Annotated in this window: 20 protein-coding genes; 12 read left to right on the top strand and 8 right to left on the bottom strand. The window is 45.3% G+C overall.

Annotated features, from left to right (window positions below; genetic code table 11):
• Nucleotides 1-865: 865 nt before the first annotated feature.
• Nucleotides 866-2068, top strand: coding sequence for a benzoate/H(+) symporter BenE family transporter (locus AB4Z17_RS10590; RefSeq protein ID WP_441959690.1), 1203 nt, complete (start codon nt 866-868; stop codon nt 2066-2068).
• Nucleotides 2069-2080: 12 nt separating this feature from the next.
• Here AB4Z17_RS10590 and AB4Z17_RS10585 read toward each other — a convergent pair whose 3' ends face one another.
• Entirely contained in the window at nt 2081-2593 is a 513-nt protein-coding gene (locus AB4Z17_RS10585) for an acyl-CoA thioesterase (protein ID WP_076269129.1), read from the bottom strand.
• Between the two features lie 222 nt (nt 2594-2815).
• Here AB4Z17_RS10585 and AB4Z17_RS10580 point away from each other — a divergent pair, with 222 nt between their 5' ends.
• Nucleotides 2816-3418: an RNA polymerase sigma factor gene (locus AB4Z17_RS10580; RefSeq protein ID WP_441959689.1), complete on the top strand. Its 603-nt coding sequence runs from the start codon at nt 2816-2818 to the stop codon at nt 3416-3418.
• Nucleotides 3345-4664, top strand: coding sequence for a DUF4179 domain-containing protein (locus AB4Z17_RS10575; RefSeq protein ID WP_441959687.1), 1320 nt, complete (start codon nt 3345-3347; stop codon nt 4662-4664). Before AB4Z17_RS10580 ends, AB4Z17_RS10575 begins: the two co-directional genes overlap by 74 nt.
• 113 nt (nt 4665-4777) lie before the next feature.
• Here AB4Z17_RS10575 and AB4Z17_RS10570 read toward each other — a convergent pair whose 3' ends face one another.
• The 3 genes from AB4Z17_RS10570 to AB4Z17_RS10560 are packed head-to-tail and all read right to left on the bottom strand — an operon-like array spanning nt 4778 to nt 8144.
• A complete protein-coding gene (locus tag AB4Z17_RS10570; RefSeq protein WP_441959686.1) occupies nt 4778-5947 on the bottom strand; it encodes a glycoside hydrolase family 130 protein in 1170 nt (389 codons plus the stop codon).
• Nucleotides 5948-5961: 14 nt separating this feature from the next.
• Nucleotides 5962-7173, bottom strand: coding sequence for an AGE family epimerase/isomerase (locus AB4Z17_RS10565; RefSeq protein WP_441959684.1), 1212 nt, complete (start codon nt 7171-7173; stop codon nt 5962-5964).
• The gene (locus AB4Z17_RS10560; RefSeq protein WP_441959682.1) at nt 7170-8144 is read right to left on the bottom strand and encodes a glycoside hydrolase family 113; all 975 of its coding nucleotides are present in this window, start codon (nt 8142-8144) and stop codon (nt 7170-7172) included. Before AB4Z17_RS10560 ends, AB4Z17_RS10565 begins: the two co-directional genes overlap by 4 nt.
• A gap of 315 nt (nt 8145-8459) precedes the next feature.
• On the opposite strand from AB4Z17_RS10560, the gene AB4Z17_RS10555 reads away from it, so the two are divergent.
• From AB4Z17_RS10555 to AB4Z17_RS10530, 6 genes are all read left to right on the top strand, one after another.
• The gene (locus AB4Z17_RS10555; protein WP_441908480.1) at nt 8460-9773 is read left to right on the top strand and encodes an ABC transporter substrate-binding protein; all 1314 of its coding nucleotides are present in this window, start codon (nt 8460-8462) and stop codon (nt 9771-9773) included.
• Nucleotides 9774-9859: 86 nt separating this feature from the next.
• On the top strand, nt 9860-10750 hold the full coding sequence (locus AB4Z17_RS10550) for a carbohydrate ABC transporter permease (protein ID WP_076268981.1): 891 nt from the start codon (nt 9860-9862) through the stop codon (nt 10748-10750).
• A gap of 3 nt (nt 10751-10753) precedes the next feature.
• Nucleotides 10754-11584, top strand: coding sequence for a carbohydrate ABC transporter permease (locus tag AB4Z17_RS10545; protein ID WP_076268980.1), 831 nt, complete (start codon nt 10754-10756; stop codon nt 11582-11584).
• An 81-nt stretch (nt 11585-11665) separates the two neighbouring features.
• Complete coding sequence (locus AB4Z17_RS10540; protein ID WP_339204658.1) at nt 11666-12430, top strand: response regulator transcription factor; 765 nt, start codon at nt 11666-11668, stop codon at nt 12428-12430.
• Nucleotides 12431-12570: 140 nt separating this feature from the next.
• On the top strand, nt 12571-14376 hold the full coding sequence (locus AB4Z17_RS10535) for an ABC transporter ATP-binding protein (protein ID WP_441959681.1): 1806 nt from the start codon (nt 12571-12573) through the stop codon (nt 14374-14376).
• A 219-nt stretch (nt 14377-14595) separates the two neighbouring features.
• Nucleotides 14596-17703 (top strand): glycoside hydrolase family 2 TIM barrel-domain containing protein, encoded by a 3108-nt coding sequence (locus AB4Z17_RS10530; RefSeq protein WP_441908478.1) that lies wholly within the window; start codon nt 14596-14598, stop codon nt 17701-17703.
• Between the two features lie 50 nt (nt 17704-17753).
• On the opposite strand, the gene AB4Z17_RS10525 is transcribed toward AB4Z17_RS10530, so the two are convergent.
• From AB4Z17_RS10525 to AB4Z17_RS10510, 4 genes are all read right to left on the bottom strand, one after another.
• A complete protein-coding gene (locus AB4Z17_RS10525; protein ID WP_076268977.1) occupies nt 17754-18443 on the bottom strand; it encodes an AIM24 family protein in 690 nt (229 codons plus the stop codon).
• On the bottom strand, nt 18440-18916 hold the full coding sequence (locus AB4Z17_RS10520; RefSeq protein ID WP_441908477.1) for a hypothetical protein: 477 nt from the start codon (nt 18914-18916) through the stop codon (nt 18440-18442). The genes AB4Z17_RS10525 and AB4Z17_RS10520 overlap by 4 nt, the downstream gene beginning before the upstream one ends.
• A 176-nt stretch (nt 18917-19092) precedes the next feature.
• A complete protein-coding gene (locus tag AB4Z17_RS10515) occupies nt 19093-20091 on the bottom strand; it encodes an aldose 1-epimerase (protein ID WP_441959679.1) in 999 nt (332 codons plus the stop codon).
• A 144-nt stretch (nt 20092-20235) separates the two neighbouring features.
• Nucleotides 20236-20598, bottom strand: a complete 363-nt coding sequence (locus AB4Z17_RS10510; protein WP_441908475.1) for a LytTR family transcriptional regulator DNA-binding domain-containing protein — start codon at nt 20596-20598, stop codon at nt 20236-20238.
• 167 nt (nt 20599-20765) lie between these two features.
• Between AB4Z17_RS10510 and AB4Z17_RS10505 the strand changes: the two genes are divergently transcribed.
• The 3 genes from AB4Z17_RS10505 (at nt 20766) to AB4Z17_RS10495 (ending at nt 24660) form a co-directional block, all read left to right on the top strand.
• On the top strand, nt 20766-21863 hold the full coding sequence (locus AB4Z17_RS10505) for a lactonase family protein (RefSeq protein WP_441908474.1): 1098 nt from the start codon (nt 20766-20768) through the stop codon (nt 21861-21863).
• Between the two features lie 70 nt (nt 21864-21933).
• A complete protein-coding gene (locus tag AB4Z17_RS10500) occupies nt 21934-23160 on the top strand; it encodes an MFS transporter (RefSeq protein ID WP_441959677.1) in 1227 nt (408 codons plus the stop codon).
• Nucleotides 23161-23304: 144 nt separating this feature from the next.
• Complete coding sequence (locus AB4Z17_RS10495) at nt 23305-24660, top strand: DUF2087 domain-containing protein (protein WP_441959675.1); 1356 nt, start codon at nt 23305-23307, stop codon at nt 24658-24660.
• The last annotated feature ends 16 nt before the right edge of the window (nt 24661-24676 follow it).

Below are 24676 nucleotides of genomic sequence, written 5' to 3'. Positions count from 1 at the left end.
TGACGTATGATCGAGGTGGGAAATGGAGCAATAAGCACATATATGTTCTTACAGCGAGAGAAAGGGCTAGGTTTGTTGTCTGTAAGCACAAATATGCGCTTATTGAGTAGCTGCGGCGTATGATCGAGGTGGGAAATGGAGCAATAAGCACATATATGTTCTTACAGCGAGAGAAAAAGCTAGGTTTGTTGTCTGTAAGCACAAATATGCGCTTATAGTGTAGCTGTGGCGTATGATCGAGGTAGGAAATGGAGCAATAAGCACATATATGTTCTTACAGCGAGAGAAAGGGCTAGATTTGTTGTCTGTAAGCACATATATGCGCTTATAGAGTAGCGGCGGCGTATGATCGAGGTGGGAAATGGAGCAATAAGCACATATATGTTCTTACAGGGAGAGAATAAGCTAGGTTTGTTGTCTGTAAGCACAAATATGCGCTTATAGAGTAGCGGCGGCGTATGATCGAGGTAGGAAATGGAGCTGGAGCTCAGACAGAATGAACGTTTTCGGACCTATAACTTACGAACCTAGCGGCTCTTATTTTAACCTTTCGTAATAGATTAAAAGTTTAACGAACTCTAGAATCGTTATTTCGAGAAAAATAGCTTATGACACCCAATTTACCATGCTATAGCGTTCATATGATTCGTTAAAACTTAAACAAGCTAGTTTTCATCACAATAAGAATAATACAGTTCGTTAGAGAGTTGATCTTGGGATGTCTTGGGATGCCTTGATATGTTATGCGCAGAAATGGCTGAAAAAAGTTTGAGCAGTGGATGGGTACAAATCGCATAGAAACGGTTATACTTAAGCACTTGAACAACACGGAAGCTATATTATTATACGATTAGGAAGCGATTTGATGATAAAAACCCAATCCAAGCTCAATCGGCAAAATGTGTTTACTGGTATATTATCTGCGATGCTGGCATGTACAGGCGGAGCCGTACTCATCGTGAGCAGCGCTGAAAAAGCAGGTTTTTCAACCTTAGAGCTCGTCGCGTGGCTGTTCGCCGTTTATTTTTTTGGCGGACTGCTGAACATAGCTTTGACGTTGATATATAAAATTCCGTTTGGCGGCGCGCATTCGATAACCGCCGTTGCTTTCTTAAGCACTTCTGCGACACAGTTTACCGTGCAGGAGTTAGCTGGTGCGAGCATTATTTCCGGGATTATTATCGCTGTATTTGGTTTATCTGGTCTGTCCGATAAGCTGCTGGCTTTCCTGCCTAAGCCTCTGATGGATGCGATGCTTGCTGGTTTAATATTCAACCATATAGTAAAAATCGTTCCCGCGGTCAAGGATGCTCCCTTTGTCGGGTTCATGGCACTGGTCGGTTTTTTCTTATTTCCCCGTTTATTCAAGGGCTTTCCGCCTGTGCTCGGCGTCGTTTGCATGGGGCTGCTTGCTCTATGGATTGGCTACGATTTGCCTCCTATGGAGGTGCTGCCGTTTGCGCTGCCGCATGTGGTTAGCCCTGAGTTTACGATTAATGGGCTGTTATCGTTAGCTATTCCTTTGTCGATACTCGTGCTTAGCAACGATTTGTTTGTAGCTTTGGCAGCACTTCGCAAAAATGGCTATGAGCCATCCGCTTCCAAGACGATTACGATAACTGGTTTTGCCACGACTGCTGTAGCATTTCTTGGCGGTCATAGTGTAAATGTTGGCGGAATGATGAGTATGCTGTGCAGCAGCGAAGAAGCAGGTGCAAAGGAATCTCGTCCTTATGCAGCGATTGTCTCGGGTACATTAGTGGCGTTGTTTGGATTATTTGCTTGGAAGGTTATTGCCTTTATTAATATATTGCCGTCTTCCTTTATTTGGCTTCTAACGGGTTTTTCATTGATGGGGGTATTCATTCAAAGCCTTCAGTCAGCTTTTTCGGAATCTGCCTACCGCTACTCAACGGCCTTTACATTTGCGATTGCGGTAGCAAATGTCGCCTTTCTCGGCGTTTCTGCCCCTGTTTGGTGCTTGGCAATCGGCATGGTTACGATGAAATTGCTGGGCGAGGGAACACGCAGCAATAGCAAGGATGCTGTTCGTCAAAATAAACAGTAATAAAGGGGACGATTATTCCCACGGAAACTTCGTCAGCAAAAAGTCTGCAAACTTTTTGCTCTCTTCTCTGCGCTGCTTCCTCATTGCCGTTCGGTGCTCGGCCGTTTCATATAATTTAATTTCTTCTTCCGTTTCAGGGACAATACGAGGTACAAGTATTGTCTTATTTTGTTCATCTAGGGCAACGAAAGTAAGAAAAGAGGTTGCTGCTATTTTTCGCTCGCCGCTTCTTAAATCTTCTCGTATTACTTTCACAAAAACCTCGATGGAACTTTTGCCCGTCCAAGTAACGAAGGACTCTAGGGAAACGGAATCTGTTGGCCGGATTGGATGCAAGAAATCAACGGAATCCGTCGAAGCGGTTACCGCGGTAACTCTGCATAATTTGGAAGCGGATATCGAAGCGATATCATCGATATAAGACATAAGTTTGCCGCCGAACAACGTATTATGATTGTTTACATCGGTTGGGAATACTCTCGAAACCTTAAAGGATCGTGTTTCTTTGACATATTTATTTTCCAAAGCATTCACACAACTTTCTAGAAAGTGGCTGATCTTTGGGTATTTTCTCCCCTTTATCCTTTATATATAGTTGCTCTTGGCTGAGCTTTAACAACTGAACATTAACATTTTCGGTACTTAATCCCCCGTAATAACAAACGTAAGTGGTAGTTGAGATTTTTTTTTGCGCAAAATGAACTTTAATAGCCTCTGCGATCTCTTATCTATGAAAGGGGTGAGAACATGAATGTAAGCCGTCTTGTCAAACAAGCTCAAAAAGGCAACAAAGAAGCTTTATTACAACTAATCATAGCCGATCAGGACGCTTATTATCGTCTTGCCTACAGCTATTTGAGAAATGAGCATGACGCGATGGATGCCATGGCAGATATGATTGTTACGCTTTATGAAAAGCTGGATCAATTGCAAAAGAGCGAAGCCTTCTACAGCTGGAGCAAAACMATTCTCGTCAATCGTTGCAAAAAACTACTCCGCCAAAAAGAACGATTTGTTCCACTGGGAGACGAGGGTGAGTCATCCTTTGCTGGATTAACTGAAGACAACCCTTATCGCAATACGGAGTCTGCGATGAACATGCAGGTGCTGCTCTCGAATCTAAATGCACAGCAGCGGGAAGCCATCGAGCTTCGTTACGTACATGATCTCCCGTATCAGACGATTGCGGACATGACTTGTTCGCCGATTGGCACAATCAAATCAAGAATTTCGCAAGGTATTCAAAAATTGAAAGCGATGATCGGAGGGGATCGTAATGAAAACGATCGAGGAGAGATTGCAGGAGCACAAACAGACCTTGAATATCGTGCAGGCACCGTCAGGACTTGAGGACAGACTTCGCAATGCACTTGAGCATGTTCCCACGAAGACAAGAAAGCTGAATAGAGCGATGACATGGGTCGCAGCATCAGCTGCAGCATTTCTGCTGATTGTCGGAACTTATCAATATCCTGCATTCGCTTATTACGGAGGCAAGCTGTTTAACAAAATTGAGCTGAACTCTCTTAGCTTCTCTGAAGTAGCGGAGCAAGGCTACGGACAATCGGTCAACAAAAGCAAAACGCTAGAGGACGGTACTGTCATAACCATCAACGGGGTTATTGCGGACGATAACGCTTTGCTTATGTATTATAGCATTGATAGACCCGAAGGCTCTGTATTTACTGACAATAGTTCACTGCGTTACAACGTGGGTCAAATGGAAGGATTCTTGACGGATTCCGATCCCAAAGAAGGAAGCGGCAATTATAGCAAAGACGAGACTCAGTACGAGGGCGTCTATAAATTTGAACCGGTTAGCCCATTCTCCAGAACATTAACCGTTACATTTAGTGAATGGCTTGAAAATGGGGAACGGGCATCATACCCAGTCTCCTTCAAGTTTGAAGCGAATAAAGCGATGAAAAGCATGCTTAAAGAGGACATCTCAAAATCCGTTTCGGTCGATGAGGGAACGGTCCACTATGATTCCATCACAGCTTCACCTACTTCTACCATCGTAAAGGGACATTATGAAATGAATGATGGGGGATACCCGAGGTTCTCCGGCAAAACAAAGCTTTATGTAAATGGAACAGAAGTGAAATCGTGGGGAATGCAGTCGGATTATTCGGGTGAAAAGGGCAAGGCGGCATTTGAACTTGAATTTGATGTGCTGCCGACAGACAAGCTGGAAACCATCGAGCTCGTACTTGAAAATTTTGCTGGCTATCAGAAAATAGAAGAACCGATTTCCTTAGCTTCACCATCAGATCTGTCCATAAAGATTGGGGATGAAAAGCTATGGATTCGCAGCGTCACAAAAACCGATACAGGTTATGATATCGTTATCGCCAGAAAACAATTTACAATCTTGGAAACGGAAAACTTATCTGTTCAATCGGGTGATACTGTAGTTCCTGTCTCATCCATTTCCTCATCACGCCCGTGGGATTTGAAAAATGGCAACATCTTGTGGGAGCAGACGTTTTCTTTTAACACGGAGGAGGAACCCGAACAGCTGCTGCTTAACGGATTTTCCTATATTAAAACCTACGATAAGACCATCTCTATTCCTATGGAAATCAAAAAGTAATTTGTATCAAACAATAAATGAAAAAGGGCTTCCCAAAAGCAGAAATGCTGCTCTCTGGGAAGCCCTTTCTTATAGGCTGGAACGACTAAAGTACCTTGTTATGGCGAAGAGGATTATAGCTGCAAGTTGCGATCAATTAAAGCGATGCGCTGCTCTACACATGCGTAGGAGCGAAGCGGATCTTCCGGTGTGTTTAAGCAATAGTCGAGCAGTTGATCAACGGTCGTTGCAGCAACGTGACAGCGTGTGTCGGAGGAAGCGTAGTAAATATAAACGTTGCCGTTATCCTGTGCGATAACACCGTTGCAGAAAGCTACGTTCGATACGTCGCCGACACGTTCAATGCCTTCTGGCGCAAGCAAGTGGCCACCTGGACGATGCGTTACTTTGTTAGGCTCCTGCAAGTCGGATAGGAATGCATAAAGTACATAACGCAAGCCTGCCGCAGTGTTGCGAACGCCGTGAGCAATATGAATCCAGCCTTTGTCCGTCTTAATTGGAGCGGGACCTTGACCGTTTTTCACTTCTTTAATTGTATGATAATGGCGTTCATCAATAATGATCTCACGCTCTACAAAAGCGTTCTCGATCGTATCGGATAGTCCCCAGCCAATACCGCCGCCTGAACCCGTATCGATAAAGCCGTCCTGTGGGCGCGTATAGAAGGCGTATTTTCCGTCAACAAATTCAGGGTGAAGCACGACGTTGCGCTGTTGGTTGGACGCTGTTTTTAGATCAGCAAGGCGCTCCCATTGCTTCAAATCCTTTGTTCTTACGATACCGCATTGTGCAATCGCGCTCGACAGATCTCCTTTTGGAGCGGAAGGATCTTTCCTCTCTGTGCAGAACAGACCATAAATCCAGCCGTCCTCATGTTGAACGAGGCGCATATCATACACGTTAATATCGGGATCGCTTGTTTCTGGAAGCAAAGTAGGGTGGTTCCAGAAGCGGAAACCATCAACGGGGCTGTCACTCTCTGCAATGGCGAAAAATGATTTGCGATCATTGCCTTCAACGCGCGCAACGAGATGGAATTTGCCATTTAAGAAGATTGCGCCTGGATTGAATACGCAATGAACGCCGAGGCGCTCCATGAAATAAGGGTTCGTCTCAGGATTAAAATCATATTTCCAAATCAGCGGAGCATGTTCTGCTGTTAGAACGGGGTGTACGTAACGATCAAAAACGCCGTTGCTAACTTCTGCAGGCTCGTTTTTACGCTGTACTAGTGCCTCATAACGGTCCGTTAGCATTTGCTTGCGTTCATTAAATTTACTCATTGAATAAACCTCCATTAGTGTGAAGTTGCTGTACCAGACAAGCGTTCGATCATTTCAAAGCATGCACGACCATTATGATAAGGGCATTTCCAAGGGCTGACCTTTTGTAAGTTGTCGCTTGGAGCTCCATCGCGAGTTACGCTCCAGTGCCATTCGCCAAACTGTTTGTCGACGATAAAATTTTCAATGAACTGCCAAGATTTTAAGGCAGCCTCAAGGTATTTCTCATCGCCCGTCATTTGATAAGCATTATAGAAACCAACAACAGCTTCTGCTTGCGGCCACCAATCCTTGTGCGAATCAATGATCCCATCTGGACCTGCCTCATTAAGAAGACCGCCGTCCTCGTCAACGCCTTCATTCAGCGTCGCTTCTGCCATTCGAATGGCGATCGCTTTGGCTTCAGCCAGCAATGCTGCATCTCCAAGCACCTCAGCCGCCTCGACCAGCAGCCAGCTGCCCTCGATATCGTGACCGTAAGAAATGTGCTCAGATCTGCCGTTCCATTTCTCATCGAAGAAAAGGATAAAGTGCGCGTTATCTGGGTTAATAATATGTTTAATCGTGATGTCGATTAGTTCTCTTAACTTGGCATGCAGCTCATCTGACTTCCATACCCGGTAAAGGTTCGTATAACCCTCCATGATGTGGAGATGAGTATTCATGGATTTCTTCTCATTCAAATCCTTTTCACTCAGGCTATTATCGTCGGTTTCCAGCCACTCGCGTGTAAGAGCCTCGAAATAACCTTTATATTGCTCATCGTAGCTATATTTCTCAAGCGTATGAAATAATGAGATCGCTTTCTGAAGCGCAGCTTCATTCCCGGTAGCGCGGTAATACTCGGAGTAAGCATAAATAGCAAAGGCTTGACCGTATACCTGCTTTTTCGTTTCGGCTGGGCTGCCAGCTGCGTCGACCATCCAGTATAATCCGCCGTATTCTTGATCTACAAAGTATTTATTTACATATCGATAGGCACGGTCAGCCATTTCGAGGTAAGCTTCATTGCCAGTCATGCGATAAGCGGAGGCAAAGGTCCACAAGATTCGTGTGTTAAGCACTAAGCTTTTGCCAGCTTCATCGTTAACGGTTAAATCTCTGCTGATATTGCCGTAGAAACCGCCTTTTTGCTCATCGATCGTATGCTTCATCCAAAAGCCGAGAATGTTAGATTCCAGCTCCTGCTTGATGCTTGCCAGCCACTGCTCGTTATTTACGTTCATTCGCCCAAACCTCCGTCACTCGATTCAGCTATTTTGGCTGCATAATATTGACGAACCGTTTGTTCTGCTTGCTTGCCATACATACAATAATCGTCGTTGGCACTCGCATCGCCCTCTTCATATAGTCTCGCCGGCCAATCCCAAAGCATAAAGCCGCCAACCCAATCACGCTTGTCCGTATGGGAGAACATCGTCTCGTAGAACTGACGCTGAACCTCTTCGCTAGGCGCGCCGGCAAGTCCCCAATCGTTCGGAATATACTGCGAGCCCTCGCGGCTAGGGCAGCCAGCTTCCATGAAGAAAAAAGGCTTGTCGTATTCAGATACGACCTTTTCAATTCGGTTCAGCTGCTCTTCCCAAGCATCGATAGGGTAGTAGCCGCTGGAAGAAATAACATCAACAGCATCCCACCATTTAATTTGGCCTTCTTGATATTTGTCGCAGTTGTACGTAACGATGCCGGAATAAACTTTGCGAACTTTTGCGATGAGCTCACGCCATTCCGTTTCTCTGCGATCGGTTTGAACCATTTCGCATCCAACACAAAACATTTCGCAACCTGTTTCTTCAGCAATTTTGGCATAGTGCAAGATGAATGTTGTATAAGAAGCGAACCAATCAGACCATTTTGGCTCGCAAGGCACATCGAGATCAAAGAAATTAATATGTGCACGCCATGTGCCATCCGCACAATTGACGACCGGCTTCAAACAAACGTTAAGGCCTAGTTCTTTCGCTTTGTGAATGGCACTAAGAACTTCCTCATCGGTAACCGTAGGCGCCTCGCGAAACTTAATTTCGGTGGAGTGGGCATGATCTTGAAGTGCGCCAAGTGCAATAGCTGTCCAGTTCACGCTTAGCCGCTCGGCCATTAATTCCATCGAACGATCCGCTTTTTCGCCAGTCCATGTACCTCGAATGCCTGTCCAGCCCCATGTCATTCCGCCTATATAGGCTGCTTTAGTTGTCATTGGAGTCGCCTCACTTTATATTTGGTATTTTTGTTATTGCTAATAATATTTTTGTTATATAACAAGTAAACATGATTCTAGTCTTGTTTGCAATACCTTTCTTGAACAGCAGGCAACCTTATAAAATTGCTTCATTTAATAACATGGAAAGCGGCATGCGTATGCACAATAATGAGTGAATATGCGTAAAAAAGCGTTTTCATAAAATGACAGTTGAAGACTATAAATCATATTTTAAACCATTTTAGAACCACATTTTATGAGGTATTATCGAAATGTAAGCGGAATCAAAACGAGCTGAGGGGGATTTAGAAAATGAAAAAAGTCATTTCGTTAGCACTTGTTTCTGTAGTTATGCTAACATCGTTAGCTGCATGTGGTGGCAATAACGCAAGCACGAATTCACCTACGAACAAGCCGAGCACGGATAACACCGCAACGAACAAACCGGAGAACGGTGGAACAGAGGAAGCGTCAAACATTAAAGGTGAGGTTGTATTCTTAACAAACCGTACCGACATGATTGACAAACAGTACGTCGATTACGAAAAACGTTTTGAAGACAAATACCCTGGCGTTGATCTTAAATTTGAAGCGATTACGGACTATGATAAAACGTTGAAAATCCGCATTGCTTCCGGAGATTTCCCTGATGTCGTATTTGTACCAACGATTCCAAATGCAGAGCTGCCTAATTATTTCGCTCCGCTTGATGACATTGCATTCTCAGGTGAAATTCACTTCAAGGATTTGAAAGCGCAAGAAGGCAAAATGTATGGTGTATCTTCCGGCGGATCAACTGTCGGTATCGTATACAACAAGAAAGCATTCGAGAAAGCAGGCATTACAGCTCTTCCAAAAACATACGACGAATTTCTAGCTGCATCGCAAAAGCTTAAAGACGCAGGCATCGTGCCGCTTGCATCAAACTTCAAAGATAAATGGCCGCTTGATACTTGGGTATACGATGTTCCAACGCTAATCGGCGGAGCTTCTGATCACCAAAACAAACGTGCTGAATCCGAAACACCGTATACGCTTGACAATGCTTACGGCAAATCATGGGGAATTCTTCGTGAGCTGTACACAAAAGGTTTCCTGGAAACAGACGTGAACTCGACGAACTGGGAGCAATCGAAAAAAGACGTAGCAACCGGCAAATTCGGTATGTATCTCCTTGGCAACTGGGTAATTAACCAAGTAATCGAAAACGGCGCTCCTGCTGAGGACATTGGCTTCTTCCCATTCCCGGTCGACAACACTGGCGAAGCGAAAGCACCGCTTAACCCGGATTTCTTCTATGCAGTTAACAAAAACGGCAATGTTGAAGCAGGCAAAGCATTCGTACAATGGATGATCGAAGAATCCGGTTATGATGATTTCGCAGGTTTCATTCCTACTTTGAAAGCCAAAGAATCGAAGCTTCCACAGCTTTCGGAATTCAACAGCTTTACCCCTAAATTTTTCGAGCCGGCTGCACCAGTAGATGCAGCGACAGAAATTCAAAACAAAGCGCAGCTTGATCAAGCTGCAGTTGTACAAGAATTCGTATTAGCTAAAGACCCGCAAAAGGTATTGGATAAAGTGAATACAGCGTGGGCGAAAGCGAAAAAAGATTTAGGATTGTAAGGGCTGCGTGCAGGATGGATTACCTTTAACGGTTGTCTATCCTGCACCTTCCGATTAGAAAGACGCAGGGAGGATGGGGTTGTCTCATGTTTAGCAGATTGCCTTTTAAAACACAGAAGAACTATGTCATTATTGGCTTCGTCGCATTGCCGCTGCTGCTGCTGCTGACATTCGCCTATTATCCGGCAATGGAACTCATCCGATTAAGCTTTACGAGCTGGGACGGCTTAAGTCAAAACAAACCATGGATCGGTTGGTCGAACTACAAAGAAGTATTTTCAAATCCAGCTATATTTGGCGTCTTCAAACATAACTTTGCCTATTTCGCTGTTGGAATCGTACAAAATATCGCCGCGATTTATTTCGCAGTGGTGCTGAACAGCAAGCTGAAGGGGAAAAACTTTTTCAGGCTGCTGCTTTTTTTACCGTACATCCTAAATGGCGTTGCTGTAGCATACTTATTCGGTTACGTATTCGATACGACAAACGGATCATTAAACTATTTGCTAGGACAGCTCGGCTTTGATGCACTCTCCAAAACAAGCTGGCTCGGCAGTGGTTCTTTTGTAAACTATACGCTTGCTTCTATTGGCTTCTGGCGCTTTATGGGATTTAATATGGTCATTTATTTGGCGGCGCTTCAATCGATTCCAAGTGATATTTACGAAGCGGCATCGATTGACGGGGCAAACGGCTGGCAAAAATTTATTAGTATCACGCTGCCGAACATTTACAAAATTATCGAGCTCAATTTGTTCCTAACGGTAACCGGCGCTTTAGAGGTGTTTGATCTGCCTTATATTTTAACCAAGGGCGGGCCGGCAGGATCGAGTGAAACCTTCGTTATGAAAATTGTTGAGACCGCTTTTCAGTTCAACAACTATGGCTTGGCATCCGCAATGAGCGTCGTCTTGTTACTCTTTGTTGTTATTGTATTATCGATTCAGCGGTTTTTGTTGAAAGGAAAGGGGGAATAATCGATGAATAAATCCAATAAGCTCTGGGACACAATCAAGTATTTAAGCCTTCTATTGGCTGCGTTTGCGATTTTGTTCCCGCCTTATATCATCGTCGTCAATGCTTTTAAGACGAAGGATGAATTTCACACGAAATCGACGATCGCCATGCCGGATAGCTTTCTCTATTTTAAAAACTTTGCGCAAGCCTTCAAGCAGGCGGATATGCTCCATGCGTTCGGGAATACGCTGTTCATTATCGCGATTACGCTAATCTTGAACATATTGATCGGATCGGCGTTCTGTTATGCCGTCGGGCGCTTCAATTTCAAATTTAAAGGCCCGCTGGTCGGCTTGTTCCTATTCGCCACGATTATTCCAGCTATTACAACGCAAGTCGTCAACTACAAAACGATTCAGGCGCTTGGCTTAACGAATAATTTGATGGGACCTGTACTAATCTATGTAGGCGCAGATATTTTGCAAATCTACATTTATCTGCAATTCATTAGAAATATCCCTTATGAACTAGATGAAAGCGCGATGATCGAAGGTGCCTCATTGATTCGTATTTTCCGCTCCATCATCTTCCCGCTGCTTGCGCCAGCGACAGCGACAATCATTATTTTGAAAACAATCAGCATCTATAATGACATGTTTATTCCGCTCCTGTATCTGCCTAGAGCCGAACATGTTGTCGTATCAACGTCACTCATGCGCTTCTTCGGGGTCAACAGCGGGGACTGGCAAATGATATCCTCAGCCATTCTTATCATTATGATTCCTACCGCAATTCTTTATGTGTTCTTGCAAAAATATATTTTCGCGGGTGTGACAAGCGGTGCGGTTAAATAAACCGTCCGCTTTCTTTTCATTGCAGATGTACTGATTTTAGCACAAACTAGATGAGGAACACGCGGGGAGGAGCGAGCAGGATTGTTGAACATTATGATCGCGGATGATGAAGAATTCATAAGGCTGGGTCTAGAAAAAATATTAACGAAAATGGATTTGGACATTAAAGTTATCGGCTCCTACAGCAACGGAATGGACGCTTGGGCGCAAATTTCGAAGCTCAGTGAAGGCGAGCTGGATGTGCTGATTACCGATATAAAGATGCCGATGATGGACGGTTTGCGCCTTATTGAGCACTTGCGCGATAAGTCGATTGATACGATTGTGCTCAGCGGTTTTAGTGAATTTGAATATGCGCGCAAGGCTCTTCGCTCGGGCGTGCGGGATTATTTGCTCAAGCCGGTGGACAAGGCGAACTTGTACGACATACTGGTTAAGATTGAGCAGGAGCGCAGCGAAAATGGGCAAACATCGGAATCAACGGTATCTGCTCCAGCACAAGAGACAATCTCGAAGGAAAAAGAGCATCATGTTATTGAGCAAATGAAAACGATTTTGGAGCAAGAATACGGCAAAAACTTTGAAATGGAGCGTATCGCTGACACCGTCGGCATGAGCGCCAATTATTTGAGCCGCTTATTTAAGCAGGAGACGGGCATGACGCTGACAGACTATTTGATCGACATTCGGATAGAGAAGGCAAAGCAGTTTTTGAGCGATCATCCAAATTTGAAAAATTACGAAATATCTCAGCTGGTCGGCTATAGTGATCCAGTTTACTTTAACAAGCTTTTTAAGAAAATGGTCGGTGAAACGCCTAAGGATTATAAAGCCAAGCACCACTAGTGCCGATGAACAAAATTGAATATAAGAAGTGCAATATCGCACATTTACAGGAAGGTGGAATGAGCGTAAGATGATGCGGTAGCTTGCCGAATTAAGAATGGTTGGACAGCATGCAGAGCTGCAGAAGGATGGAGAGAGAAATGTCAGAGAGGGTTGTAAAAACTCAGCTTGGTGCTGCAAAAGGACTAGCGAGCACATTTGAAAACGCGGCACTAGAGGAAAATGCCAGCCCGTTGAAGTTTTTATTGTCATTATACAAAGGCAACTTTGCCAATCTATTGATTTCATTATTATTTTTGTTCATCAAAAGCGCGCCCATTTATGTGCTGCCGATTGTAACAGCTAATATTATCAACATTGCGACGAATCCAGCAAAGTATCCGCTAAGCGGCATTTGGATTAACTTTGTTATTATTTTGATCGTCATCCTGCAGAACATACCAACCCACGCCRCTTACATATCTTTTTTGAGCCGTGCAGTAAGATATGTAGAAGCGGGACTTCGCAGCGCGCTTGTGCGCAAGCTGCAGCAGTTGTCCATTAATCAACATAGGGAGCTGCCTGCCGGCAAGCTGCAATCGAAGGTGCTGCGCGATGTCGAAGCGGTTGAGATGATGTCAAAGCAGTTCATGATTGCTTTGGCGCCGGCTGTCGTTAACATTATCGTATCGTTTATTATAACGCTGAACAGCAGCTGGATTGTGTCTTTATTTTTTATACTGACCATTCCAATGTCCATAACGATTGTAACGATTTTCAGGCGTAAAATCCGTAAGTCGAACAAGGAATTCCGTAAAGAAATAGAACAAATGTCCTCTCGCGTGTCAGAGATGGTCGAGATGATTCCGATTACGCGCGCACACGGTCTGGAGAAGGTTGAGATCGCACGTATTGACCAGACGCTGAACAACATTCAAGGCAAAGGGTATCGGCTTGATTTGGTGGAGGCGTATTTTGGCTCAACAAACTGGGTGACGTTTCAAATTTTTCAGGTGCTTTGTTTAATTTTTACGGCATACTTAGCTTACAATGGGCAAATTCAGGTTGGCGACGTCGTTATGTACCAAGGTTTTTTTGCGATGATTTTGGCTTCCGTTACTGGCCTCATTAACATTTATCCGCAAATTGCAAAAGGTCTTGAATCAATTCATTCCATTAAAGAGATTTTGGTATCGACCGATATTGAAAATAATAGCGGCAAAAGAAAAGTTGCCGATGTACGAGGCGAATTTTCTTTCGAGGGTGTAGAGCTTTCATATCCGGGCAGTGAACATCATGTGCTTGAGGATGTTACCCTCGAAGTTGAAGCAGGCGAATGCATTGCATTTGTTGGCGCATCCGGCGCAGGCAAATCAACAGTGCTCAATCTAGTTATCGGCTTCCTGCAGCCAACGGGCGGGAAAGTAATGATGGACGGCATTGATTTGGCAGATATTGATCTGCGCAGCTATCGCAAGCATTTGGCGGTCGTGCCGCAAACGAATATTTTGTTCTCAGGTACAATTCGAGACAATATTACGTATGGCCTTCGCGATATAACCGATGAGCAGGTGAATCGTGTTGTTGAGATGGCTAATCTATCCGAGTTTATCGGGCAGCTGCCGGACGGCCTCGATACAATGGTTGGCGAACATGGCGGCAAGCTGTCTGGCGGCCAGCGTCAGCGGATTGCGATTGCACGTGCGCTTGTACGCGAGCCAAAAATTATTATTTTGGATGAAGCAACCTCTGCACTCGACAACGAGTCAGAATTTCATGTTCAGAAGGCGATGCAGGAGCTAATTAAAGGCCGGACGACATTTATTGTCGCTCACCGCCTGTCCACGATTCGTGATGCAGATCGTATTGTCGTCATGAAGCATGGACGTATTGTTGAGGTCGGCACTTTCGATGAGCTGATGGCAAGCAAAGGCGAGTTTTATAATTTGAAGCAGCTGCAGCTCTAGGAGAGGCGGGTCTGCTTCTAGATATGGCGGTTAAGGCTGATCGGGTGTTTTTACCTCGGTCAGCTTTTTTTTGTTTTACGCTTCCAATCACGAGCACCGTTTGTATCGTAATGTTCATATTTTTATAGAGGATATGAAAATTGTTTTATGATATGAGAAATAGCAATGCCTTATAATGTGAATATAATATCCATTAATAGTGATGAGGTGCTTGATTTTATGCGAAAAAATCTAGTATATACGCCGCCGGCCAACGGTTACCCGGAGTGGAACAATAACCCTGAAATTTATCGGTTGAACCGTATGGATGCGCATGCTTCATTAATGCCCTTCAATACGATAGAGGAGGCATGGGGTGGCGATCATAACAAGTCTTCGAATTATTTGTCGCTGAACGGCCAGTGGAAATTTGCGTTTGCAGCGAATGCCGAATCACGAATCGCCAACTTTTATGAAGCCGATTATGATCATAGCCAGTGGGACAGCATTACGGTTCCTGCGCATTGGCAGCTGCAGGGCTATGATTATCCGCAATATACGAATGTTAGATATCCTTGGGATGGCAACGAGGACATAAAGCCGCCGTTTGCCCCTACTGCATATAATCCAGTTGGTTCATATGCTCGTACTTTTACAGTACCTACCGAGTGGGATGGTAAACCTGTATTTATCAGCTTCCAAGGTGTGGAGTCGGCTTTCTACGTATGGCTGAATGGAGAGCTTGTTGGTTTTAGCCAAGATACGTTTACACCTTCCGAGTTCGATCTAACCCCTTACCTTGCAGTCGGAGAGAATAAGCTGGCCGTAGAGGTTTATCGTTGGAGCGACGCAAGCTGGCTGGAGGATCAGGATTTTTGGCGAATGAGCGGTATTTTCCGAGATGTCTATTTGTACTCCACTCCAGAGGCGCATATCTATGATTATTTTGTACATACAGAGCTTGATGAGCAGTGCCTTGACGCAGAGCTGATTGTTGATGCGAAGCTGCTTAACTATTTTGTAAGGCCAATTGGCAAAATAACGTTGGAGGCAGCGCTATATAATGTGAATCGAGCTGCCGTATTTCCAAGCCCGCTGACGATCCAGACGCAGGTGGAAGGAGAGGATCTCACTTCTGTTCAACTGCGCGCCGCTGTTTCTAATCCGCTCAAATGGAGTGCTGAGCAGCCGAATTTATATACACTGATACTAAGCTTGAAATCAGAGGACGGCACGCTGCTTGAAGCGATAAGCTGCAAGGTCGGCTTCCGCAAGTTTGAGATCAAAGATGGCCTGATGCAAATCAATGGACGCCGGATCATGTTCAAAGGGGTAAATCGTCATGAATTCTCATGCGATACAGGCCGTGCGATTAATGAAGCGGATATGCGCAAAGATATTGAACTGATGAAGCAATATAATATCAATGCCGTCCGCACCTCACATTATCCGAACAACTCGCTCTGGTATAGGCTTTGTGATGAATATGGGTTGTATGTCATTGATGAAACGAATCTGGAAACCCATGGTTCTTGGACTTATGGACAGAAGGAACTTGGCACTACGGTGCCTGGAAGCAGACCGGAATGGACAGGGGCTGTGCTCGATCGCTGCAATTCGATGCTGCAAAGAGACAAAAATCATGCGTCTATCGTCATCTGGTCGCTTGGAAATGAATCATTTGGCGGAGACAATTTCATAAAAATGCATGATTTTTTACGTGAAGCTGACCCGTCGCGCGTCGTTCATTATGAGGGAGCATTTCACTACCGCGAATCGGATGCTGCTTCTGATATCGAAAGCCATATGTACACCAGCCCTCAGGGCGTTGAACAGTATGCGAGAAGCAATCCGCAAAAACCTTATATTTTATGCGAATACAGTCATGCGATGGGCAATTCCTGCGGGGGCTTGCATGTGTATTGGGAGGTTTTTGAGAAGTATCCTGTGTTGCAGGGCGGATTCATATGGGATTGGATTGATCAAGCCATTCGAGTAACAGACGAGAGCGGCACAGTGAAAATGATGTATGGAGGCGACTTTGGCGAATCGCCGCATGACGGCAATTTCTGCGGCAACGGCCTTATTTTCGCAGATCGTACAGTGTCGCCTAAGCTTCAAGAGGTGAAGAAGGTATACCAAAATGCTAAGTTTGAAGAGATTGATCTGAAGAATGGCACCATTAAGGTGACCAATCGTCATCTATTCAGTGCTTTAAATAGCTTTACGCTTGCTTGGCAAGTAGCGATTAACGGAGTTTCTGTGGAAGCAGGCACGGTAGAAGCGACCGCACAACCTGAGAGTGAGGAAACGATAACGATTCCTTATACGCTGCCTAAGCTTTCTTCCATTTCGGAAGAGGCTATATTAACGGTACAGCTGCTGCTGAAGGAGCAAACTCTGTGGGCCGAAGCGGGTCATGAAATCGCGTTTGAGCAATTCGTGCTGCCTGCACCTATTGAGCCGATTATTGGTCTTGCGCCAGCTAAGCCTGCTGTTCGTGTTGAACAATCGGCAGCGGCGCTGCTCGTTAGCGGTGAATGCTTCACTGCGCAATTTGATCTAGCAAATGGCAGCCTTACTTCCTACGAATGGAATGGCTCAGAGCGGTTATTGCAAGGATTGACTCCGAACTTCTGGCGTGCCTACACGGATAATGATCGCGGCAATCAGCAGCATATGCGCTGTGCAACATGGCGTGAAGCGGGGACAGAGCGCGTTCTGCAAGCGATGACTTGGGAGCTTGAGGCAAGCAGTGTAACAATTCATGTGCAGTATAGCTTGCCTACTACAACGGAATCCATGCTGTCGTTAATTTACACAATAAGTGGAGATGGTGAGATCAATGTATACGAGAAGCTGCAGCCTGGAGCGGATTTACCGGAAATTCCGGAAATCGGCATGCTCTTCCAGATGCCGGCATCATTTGATCAAGTAAGCTGGTATGGCAAAGGTCCAGACGAGACGTATTGGGATCGCCAGACGGGAGGCAAGCTTGGGCTTTACGCTGGCAGCGTTCAGGATCAGCTCGTACCATATATCAGGCCACAGGAATGCGGCAATAAGATGGACGTTCGCCATGCTGCGGTTACGAATGCAAAGGGCGAGGGTATCGTGCTGAAGGGTGCGCCACATTTTGAATTAAATGTACTGCCTTATACGCCATTGGAGCTGGAGGCGCATGATCATATTCATCTGCTGCCGCCAAGCAACAAAACGGTTGTACGCGTCAACCATAAGCAAACCGGCGTGGGCGGACATGACAGCTGGGGACAGCTTCCGGAGAAGGAATACATCCTGTTTGCGAACCAAGCTTACTCTCATCAGTTTTCAATTAAAGGGGTTTGAAATAAAAAGAGGCTTGTCTTCCGTCTGCTGACGGTCGGCTGGCCTCTGTTTTATTTGATATAGATGCCGCCAAACGGCAGCACTTCGCGAAGAATTCTTTTGATAAAACCGCCGTTTTGCAGCTGCTCCTCAAGCTCGGCGTCGCGGGAGCCTGTTTGGATAAGTACTGGGCCGGTGCCGCGAATTTCCCACTGCACATTCATATGCTGGCTTGCGAGCTTGTTGCCGTAAACAGAAAGCTGGATGGAAGCATGCTCTGGATATGCGACGAGTGCTCCAGTCTCAACATACAAAGGACGATCCGGATGGAGCTGAATGGATTTCACATCACCAGCGGTAATGATTCCGAGCAAGCCCGGCCCGGAAAATCGCATTCGCACAAATTCCTTCGTAATCCATGCGTTTTTGAGCTTCTGCACGACAGACTTTAGCTTCATGCCGTCCGAGAAAAAGATAATATGCCTGAAATCAAACAGCAAGTCGCTTTTCTCATCGATGTGCAGCGTTTCGAGCGAGCAGCCTGCAGGCAAGCCGACAATGAATTCGGCCGGACCAGAAATAAGGGAGCGAATCCAGCGTTTCTTGCGATACATGCCAGCTAAATCCATGAAGCGATCCTCGCGATTTTGCGGATCGCCTTGAAAGGCGATGATTGATTTTGGATGCAGAACATGAAGCTTGTCCGCAGTATCAAGGGTGAGATGCACATGGCCGACTTGGGCAGGAACGGTTATTTTCATCCGCTAATTCCTCTGCTGTCTCTACTGCTTGTGCTGCGCTGCTTGCGCCATACGACATAACGCCAAACTCTCAGGGATACGATATAAGCAACAAAAACAGCTGCGATTATAATGACAGTATTAATAAGCTTGCTGATAAAGGATTGTTTGTCCTGCTTCATGCGATCCATCTCAGCTTGCAGCTCGGCATTTTGCGCGATAAGCTGATTGTTTTGTTCAAGCAGCTCCTGTTGCTTCATTGCATACGCTGCCGCAGCCTTTGCGGATTCCTCAAGCTGCTGCTGCTGCTTAGCAAGTGCTTCTGTAGCTTCAATATACTGCTGCTGGAGCTCGCTTATTTTCTCAGGTGTATTGTAAATGTCTTTGATTCGATCAATTAAACCTGCGTGGACAGTTGATTGTGGAATGATGATGAGAATAAAGGATAAGAAGCTTGTAATGACAAGTGCTTTCCATAATGATTGCCGCATCATATTCTCCCTTCAGTTTTCGACATAAGAGGGGCTAATGCTTACATTTTACAGCCTTTCTCGACAATAGTCACTCCTGTCCTGTATTTGGATGGAAAAAATGATTCGGCTTCGTTAAAAATCTATTTCTACATAAAAAAAAGGATAGCAGCGAAATGGCTGCTATCCTTGATCAGTTCCTATTTTCTAACGTACAAGCGGCTTGTTTCTTCCCAAATGCCGCCTGGCTCAAGTGAGACAAGCCCGATTTGCTCAGCTGGCAAGTTCACATTTGGCGCATTGACGAGATTCAACTGCGGCTCCGGACAGAAGAAGCCTGGCGTAGCGTTGTTGTTCCAAATCATCCACTGCTTGTAAGCCGTTCCGATATCGTAGACTAGCGTTACGCCATTGCGTGTATCGGTGAGCTCCATCGCGTTGCGGCCATTTTGCGGCTCGGTTGTATAGTGATTGTCCATCGGCTCCCAGAACGGAGAGATGCCTGTTGTTTTCATGGCTTCCTCGTCTGCAACTAGCGTCTGGTAATTGCCTGTTGGCAGCATCCGCTCGTTAAGCTCCCAGCGTTTGCCGGTTGTTAGCGTGAAGCGGTAATCATCTGCTGTACTATTCGCTGCGAACGGTGCATTGATCGTTGTATGGAAAGCGATCAGGCAAGGCATAACGTCCGTTCCTTCATTATGTACCGATACATGCTGCAGTAGACCAGTATCATTTAACGCATAACGAAGTTTAATAGTGAAGCGATGCGGCAAATACGTGTAGATCGGGTGGCTTTCATCGATTGAAATTTTGAGCGATACGTAGCTTTCCGTTTTGTTTGTGCCAAAATCCTCGACACTCCAAGCTGCTGTATGGAAAAATCCGTGCAAATGGTTGCCCGTTTTTGCTTCGTTAACTGGAAAGTTATACGTTCTGCCGTTCCATGTAAAAGTACCATCTTCATAACGGTTTGGGGGAAACAGAACTGGGATGCCGTGAATGCCCGGATTCTCTCTGAAGCTATCCATTTCCTCTAGGGATGGTTCGCGAAGGAAGGTATAGTTGTTTGCTTTATCGCGAAACGCAATAAGATTGGCACCAACAGCAGGCAATACAGCAGCTTCATATGCGCCCCATTGCAGCCATACAGCTTGCTCATCATGAAATAATTTTTCAAATGCTTGTCCTTGCGTAGACATGGTAGTCCTCCTAAAAGTGATTAATAATTGACTTCATTTGTGCAAAAAATATATTAATATTCAACTTTAGAATAGCAGGACAGTAGACAACAAACAACCGCCCTATTCCGATAATAGCGGAAAATGGGGCGGTTGTATGTACAACTATTTTGTTATCCGATATTCTTTGCTTGAAGCACGCTGTGAGAACAGCTGTTGGATGACGAATTGCTTGCGGCGATTTACGGTTACTTGCTTAGAGTCTGTTATTTCGGAGTCAAAATAAATCGTACCAGCATCAATCGTCTTGATTTTTCCGATATTGATGTAGCAATTAGAGCTGACTTGATAGAAGCTGCGTTCGTTAGTCAACTGGCGGATCTGTTCGGCAGTCATTCGTCTCTTTATATTATAGTTTCTGCCATGGAAGCTTACGAGTCCTTGCATACCGAGCTTGAAATAGAGCACGTCTGTCTCCAACTCGAAATCCTCATACACATTCCGTTCGCTCATTACAACATTCATCATCTCAATTCCCCCTTTAGAAATGTGAATCGCTGAATTTGTTAGCGCTTACATTGTAACATGTCACAATAGTATTTGTGAAGTCTTTTATAAAAAAAAGACATTGTTTGATGAAGCCGCTTATGCTATGGTCACTGTAAAGCCAAAAAGTCAGAGAGGTAGGGTTAAAAATGAGCAATTTAAAGGAACTACGGACACCCATAAACGTCCTTTATATCGGGTCATATGGAACAGCGGAGGAATCAACGATTCATGTGTGTACGTTTGACGAAACGACAGGCGAGTTATCTATATTGCAGCGACTTAGCGGGCTCGAAAACGCTTCTTATTTGACTTTAAATCCTAATGGCGGCAGCTTATATGCGGCTAGTGAAACTGAAGCAACCGGTGATGCTAGCGGCGGCTCAGTCGCTTCGTTTGAGATTGATAAAGCAACGGGATTGCTGAAAACTACAGGCAACCGCTTGCTTACATATGGCGCTCATCCTTGCTACATTAGCACGGACAATGCGGGGCAGGTGCTCTTAGCTGCCAATTATACAGGCGGAAACGTTGCATTATTACCGATTAAGGCTGATGGCGGGCTGGAGGAGGCAACATCTGTTCAGCAAAATGCCGGTGAGCTCGGTCCAAACGCTGCAAGGCAGGATGCACCGCATGCTCATTGCATCATTCCGTTTGGTTCTTCTTATGTATGTGCAGTCGATTTGGGTATCGATGCGATCGTTATTTATCGCTTTGATGAGGAACGGCGCTCGCTTATTCCTCATGGGATTAGCAAGGTCCACCGCGGTGCTGGTCCACGTCACTTGATTTTCCATCCTCATTTAAAAGCAGGCTACGTGATGAATGAGCTGGATTCGACGATTACACAATTTGATGTGGATGCGGAACTGGGCGCATTAACAGCAAACCAGGTGATATCAGCATTGCCAGCGGACTACAATGGATATAACGATTCAGCGGATATTCATTTAGGAGTTTCGGGACGTTATTTATACAGCTCTAACCGTGGTCATAATAGTATTGCTGTATTTGCAGTGGATCAAGGAAACGGACAGCTCTCGCTTATTCAGCATATCGATTGCGGCGGAGAGTCGCCGCGAAATTTTGTCCTTACGCCAAGCGGCGATCATTTGCTCGTTGCTCATCAGAAGACTGGCAATATTACTGTATTTTCAGTAGATGCGGAAAGCGGGCTGCTGTCCAAGCTGGATTCGGAGCTTGAGCTGCCTAGTCCTGTTTGCATGAAGTTTGCAATAGCTTAGTTCATGCTTGCTGCACGCTTCGTTGAGGGCAACGAGTGTTTTTCGTTAAGAAAGGCAGGTCCTACTAAACATGTCTGCACAGCAAGATACGAGAAAAATCAATAAAGAAGCGATAAAATCTGCTACTGTATACTCGATACTGATTTGTATCAGCTCCGTTCATCTCATGAATGATATGATGCAATCGGTTGTATCCGCGCTGTTTCCCGTATTGGAGCAATCTCTGCGGTTAAGCTTGGCACAAATCGGCTGGATTGCTTTTACACTCAATATGACTTCATCCGTTATGCAGCCTGTTGTGGGCTTGATCTCGGATAAGAGGCCYGCGCCTTGGATGCTTCTTGYCGGGATGTGTGCCAGCATGCTCGGGATGGTTGGCTTAGCTTTCGCACCGAACTTCTACTTGGTGCTGCTCGCGGTTGTGTTTGTGGGGCTTGGCTCAGCCGTGTTCCATCCTGAGGGCTCTCGGGTTGTTCATTTGGCTGCAGGCAATCGCAGAGCATTCTCCCAGTCAATCTATCAGGTTGGCGGTAATTTTGGTCAAATGCTCGGTCCGTTGATGACGATGCTGATCTTCCTGCCGTTTGGACAGAAGGGCGCTATATGGGGGACACTGCTTGCTGCTACAGCCATTATTATTTTGACGAAAGTCGTTCCTTGGTATAAGACGCAGTTAGCTGTACATGATGGCAAAATGCAGCGCAAAGCGGCAGGCAGCGCGAAGCCCGCTCTTGCACCCAAGGTTGTTGCGTTTGCACTTGCTATCTTGTTCGTGATCGTATTTGCACGATCCTGGTATGCGGCAGCGATCGGTAACTTTTATCAGTTTTATGTGGTGGAAGCCTATCATTTGACGATTAAGCAAGCACAGATTCCATTATTTCTATTTATGGCAGCTGGTGTTGCCGGCACCTTTCTTGGCGGTATATTGGCGGATCGGATCGGACGCAAAAAAATGATGCTGATCTCCATTCTAGGTGCAGCACCATTCGCTCTCATTCTGCCGCATCTCCCTCTAGCCTGGGTATATCCAGTAATCGTAGTGCTTGGTTTTGTTTTGCAATCCGGATTCTCGGTCAGCGTCGTGTATGCGCAGGAGCTAATGCCCAGCAAGGTAGGCACGGCTTCAGGGCTTATAACAGGTCTTGCTTTTGGCATGGGTGGACTTGGTGCGGTTGTTCTCGGATATTTGGCGGATGCCCGTTCACTCAGCTTTGTTATGGTCGCTTGCAGCGTGTTGCCGCTGATGGGCTTGCTGGCGCTTATGCTRCCAAAGGATAGGAAAGAATCGGTGTAACTTGAATAGGAATGACAGAATAGTCGCTTTAAGGATATTTCCTTAAGGCGACTTTTTTTGTTGAAAATAATATTTGATAAAAACCAAACGTAATTATATAATGTTTATAAAATAAGTAGACGTTATTGAGAGGTGTTTGGATAAATGGTTTCTGAAGAGCGTTTTTGGTCGGCGTCGGTAGAAGAACTGAAGCAGGGTTATGTATATGAGGAAGCCGAAGAATTTTATTATTGCCTTATTTGCGGAGAACGTTTTGAGGACGGAGAGATTTTTCGGGATGAGCAGTCAGGACGCTGGTATGAGGCGCGTAAATATGCAGCCTATCATGTCCAGCAGGAGCATGGCTCCATGCTTGATTATTTACTTGAGCTGGATAAGCGGCAGACGGGTCTGACCGACTTGCAGAAGGAGCTTATTCAAGGTTTTGCCGATCAACTGACTGACAACGAAATGATGAGCCGTACTGGAATAGGCAGCGCTTCGACCATTCGGAATCATCGTTTCGTGCTGAAGGAGAAGGCCAAGCAAGCAAAGCTGCTGCTTGCGATTATTGAAATGATGGACCATGGCAACACTGCGGCTCCGCGATTCGTGCCTGTACATCGGACGGCTACACAAATAGATGAACGTTATGCGATTACAGAGGATGAATACGCAGATCTTTTGAAGCAATATTTTCCCGATGGTCCTGAAGGTCCGCTCGCTTCATTTCCGCGCAAGGAGAAACGTAAAGTAGCAGTGCTGCGTCATATCGCCTCTTATTTCAAAAGCGGAGTTCGCTATACGGAGAAAGAAGTGAATGAGCGGTTAATTTCTTTTTGGGAAGAGGATTATGCAACACTGCGCCGCTATCTGATCGATTATGGCTACTTGGATCGTAAGGATGATGGCAAAGTGTATTGGGTGAAGGGTTCGGGAATTAAGAAAAATGAGCTTGAACAGAGTGGGTCGACCGAGCAATTTGAGCAAATGACAGCCGCAAAGAAATCTGCTAAAGGCAAGCAAGGAAAAACGGACAAACAGAAAGCTCAGGCTAAAGAGCAAGAGGAAGAACGAAAGGGTGAGCCAAAAATGGATAAGGCAAAGAGGAAGCAGATGACAGCTGAATACCAAGAGCGTGAGCGGCAGATGGGTGTTTTTCAGATCAAAAATAATGTGAACGGAAAAATTTATTTAGGAAGCTCCACAAATTTAGATGCCCTTTGGGGAAAAGAGCAGTTTGTACTGAATATGAATGGACATGCGAATAAGGAGCTGCAGAAGGAATGGAAGCAATTTGGCGGTGAAAACTTTTCTTTTCTCGTTCTAGAGACCGTTAAATTGGAACAAAAGATTCGTTATGATTATAAAGACGTATTGGACCCGGAAGGCCGTCAACCCGTTGACATGGTGCGACAATACAACAGAGAAGTCAACGATTTAAAGGAGATATGGGCCGAGAAGCTGCAGCCTTATGGTGAAAAGGGTTATCATGGCCCAGCCGAGAAGGTGGAGAAATAAATCATTTTTTGGTTGA

The organism is Paenibacillus sp. TAF43_2 (genome assembly GCF_052113545.1).
Taxonomy (GTDB): Bacteria; Bacillota; Bacilli; order Paenibacillales; family Paenibacillaceae; genus Pristimantibacillus.
The sequence above is the reverse complement of the archived record's forward strand: the minus strand, read 5'-3'. Positions and strand labels throughout refer to the sequence as shown.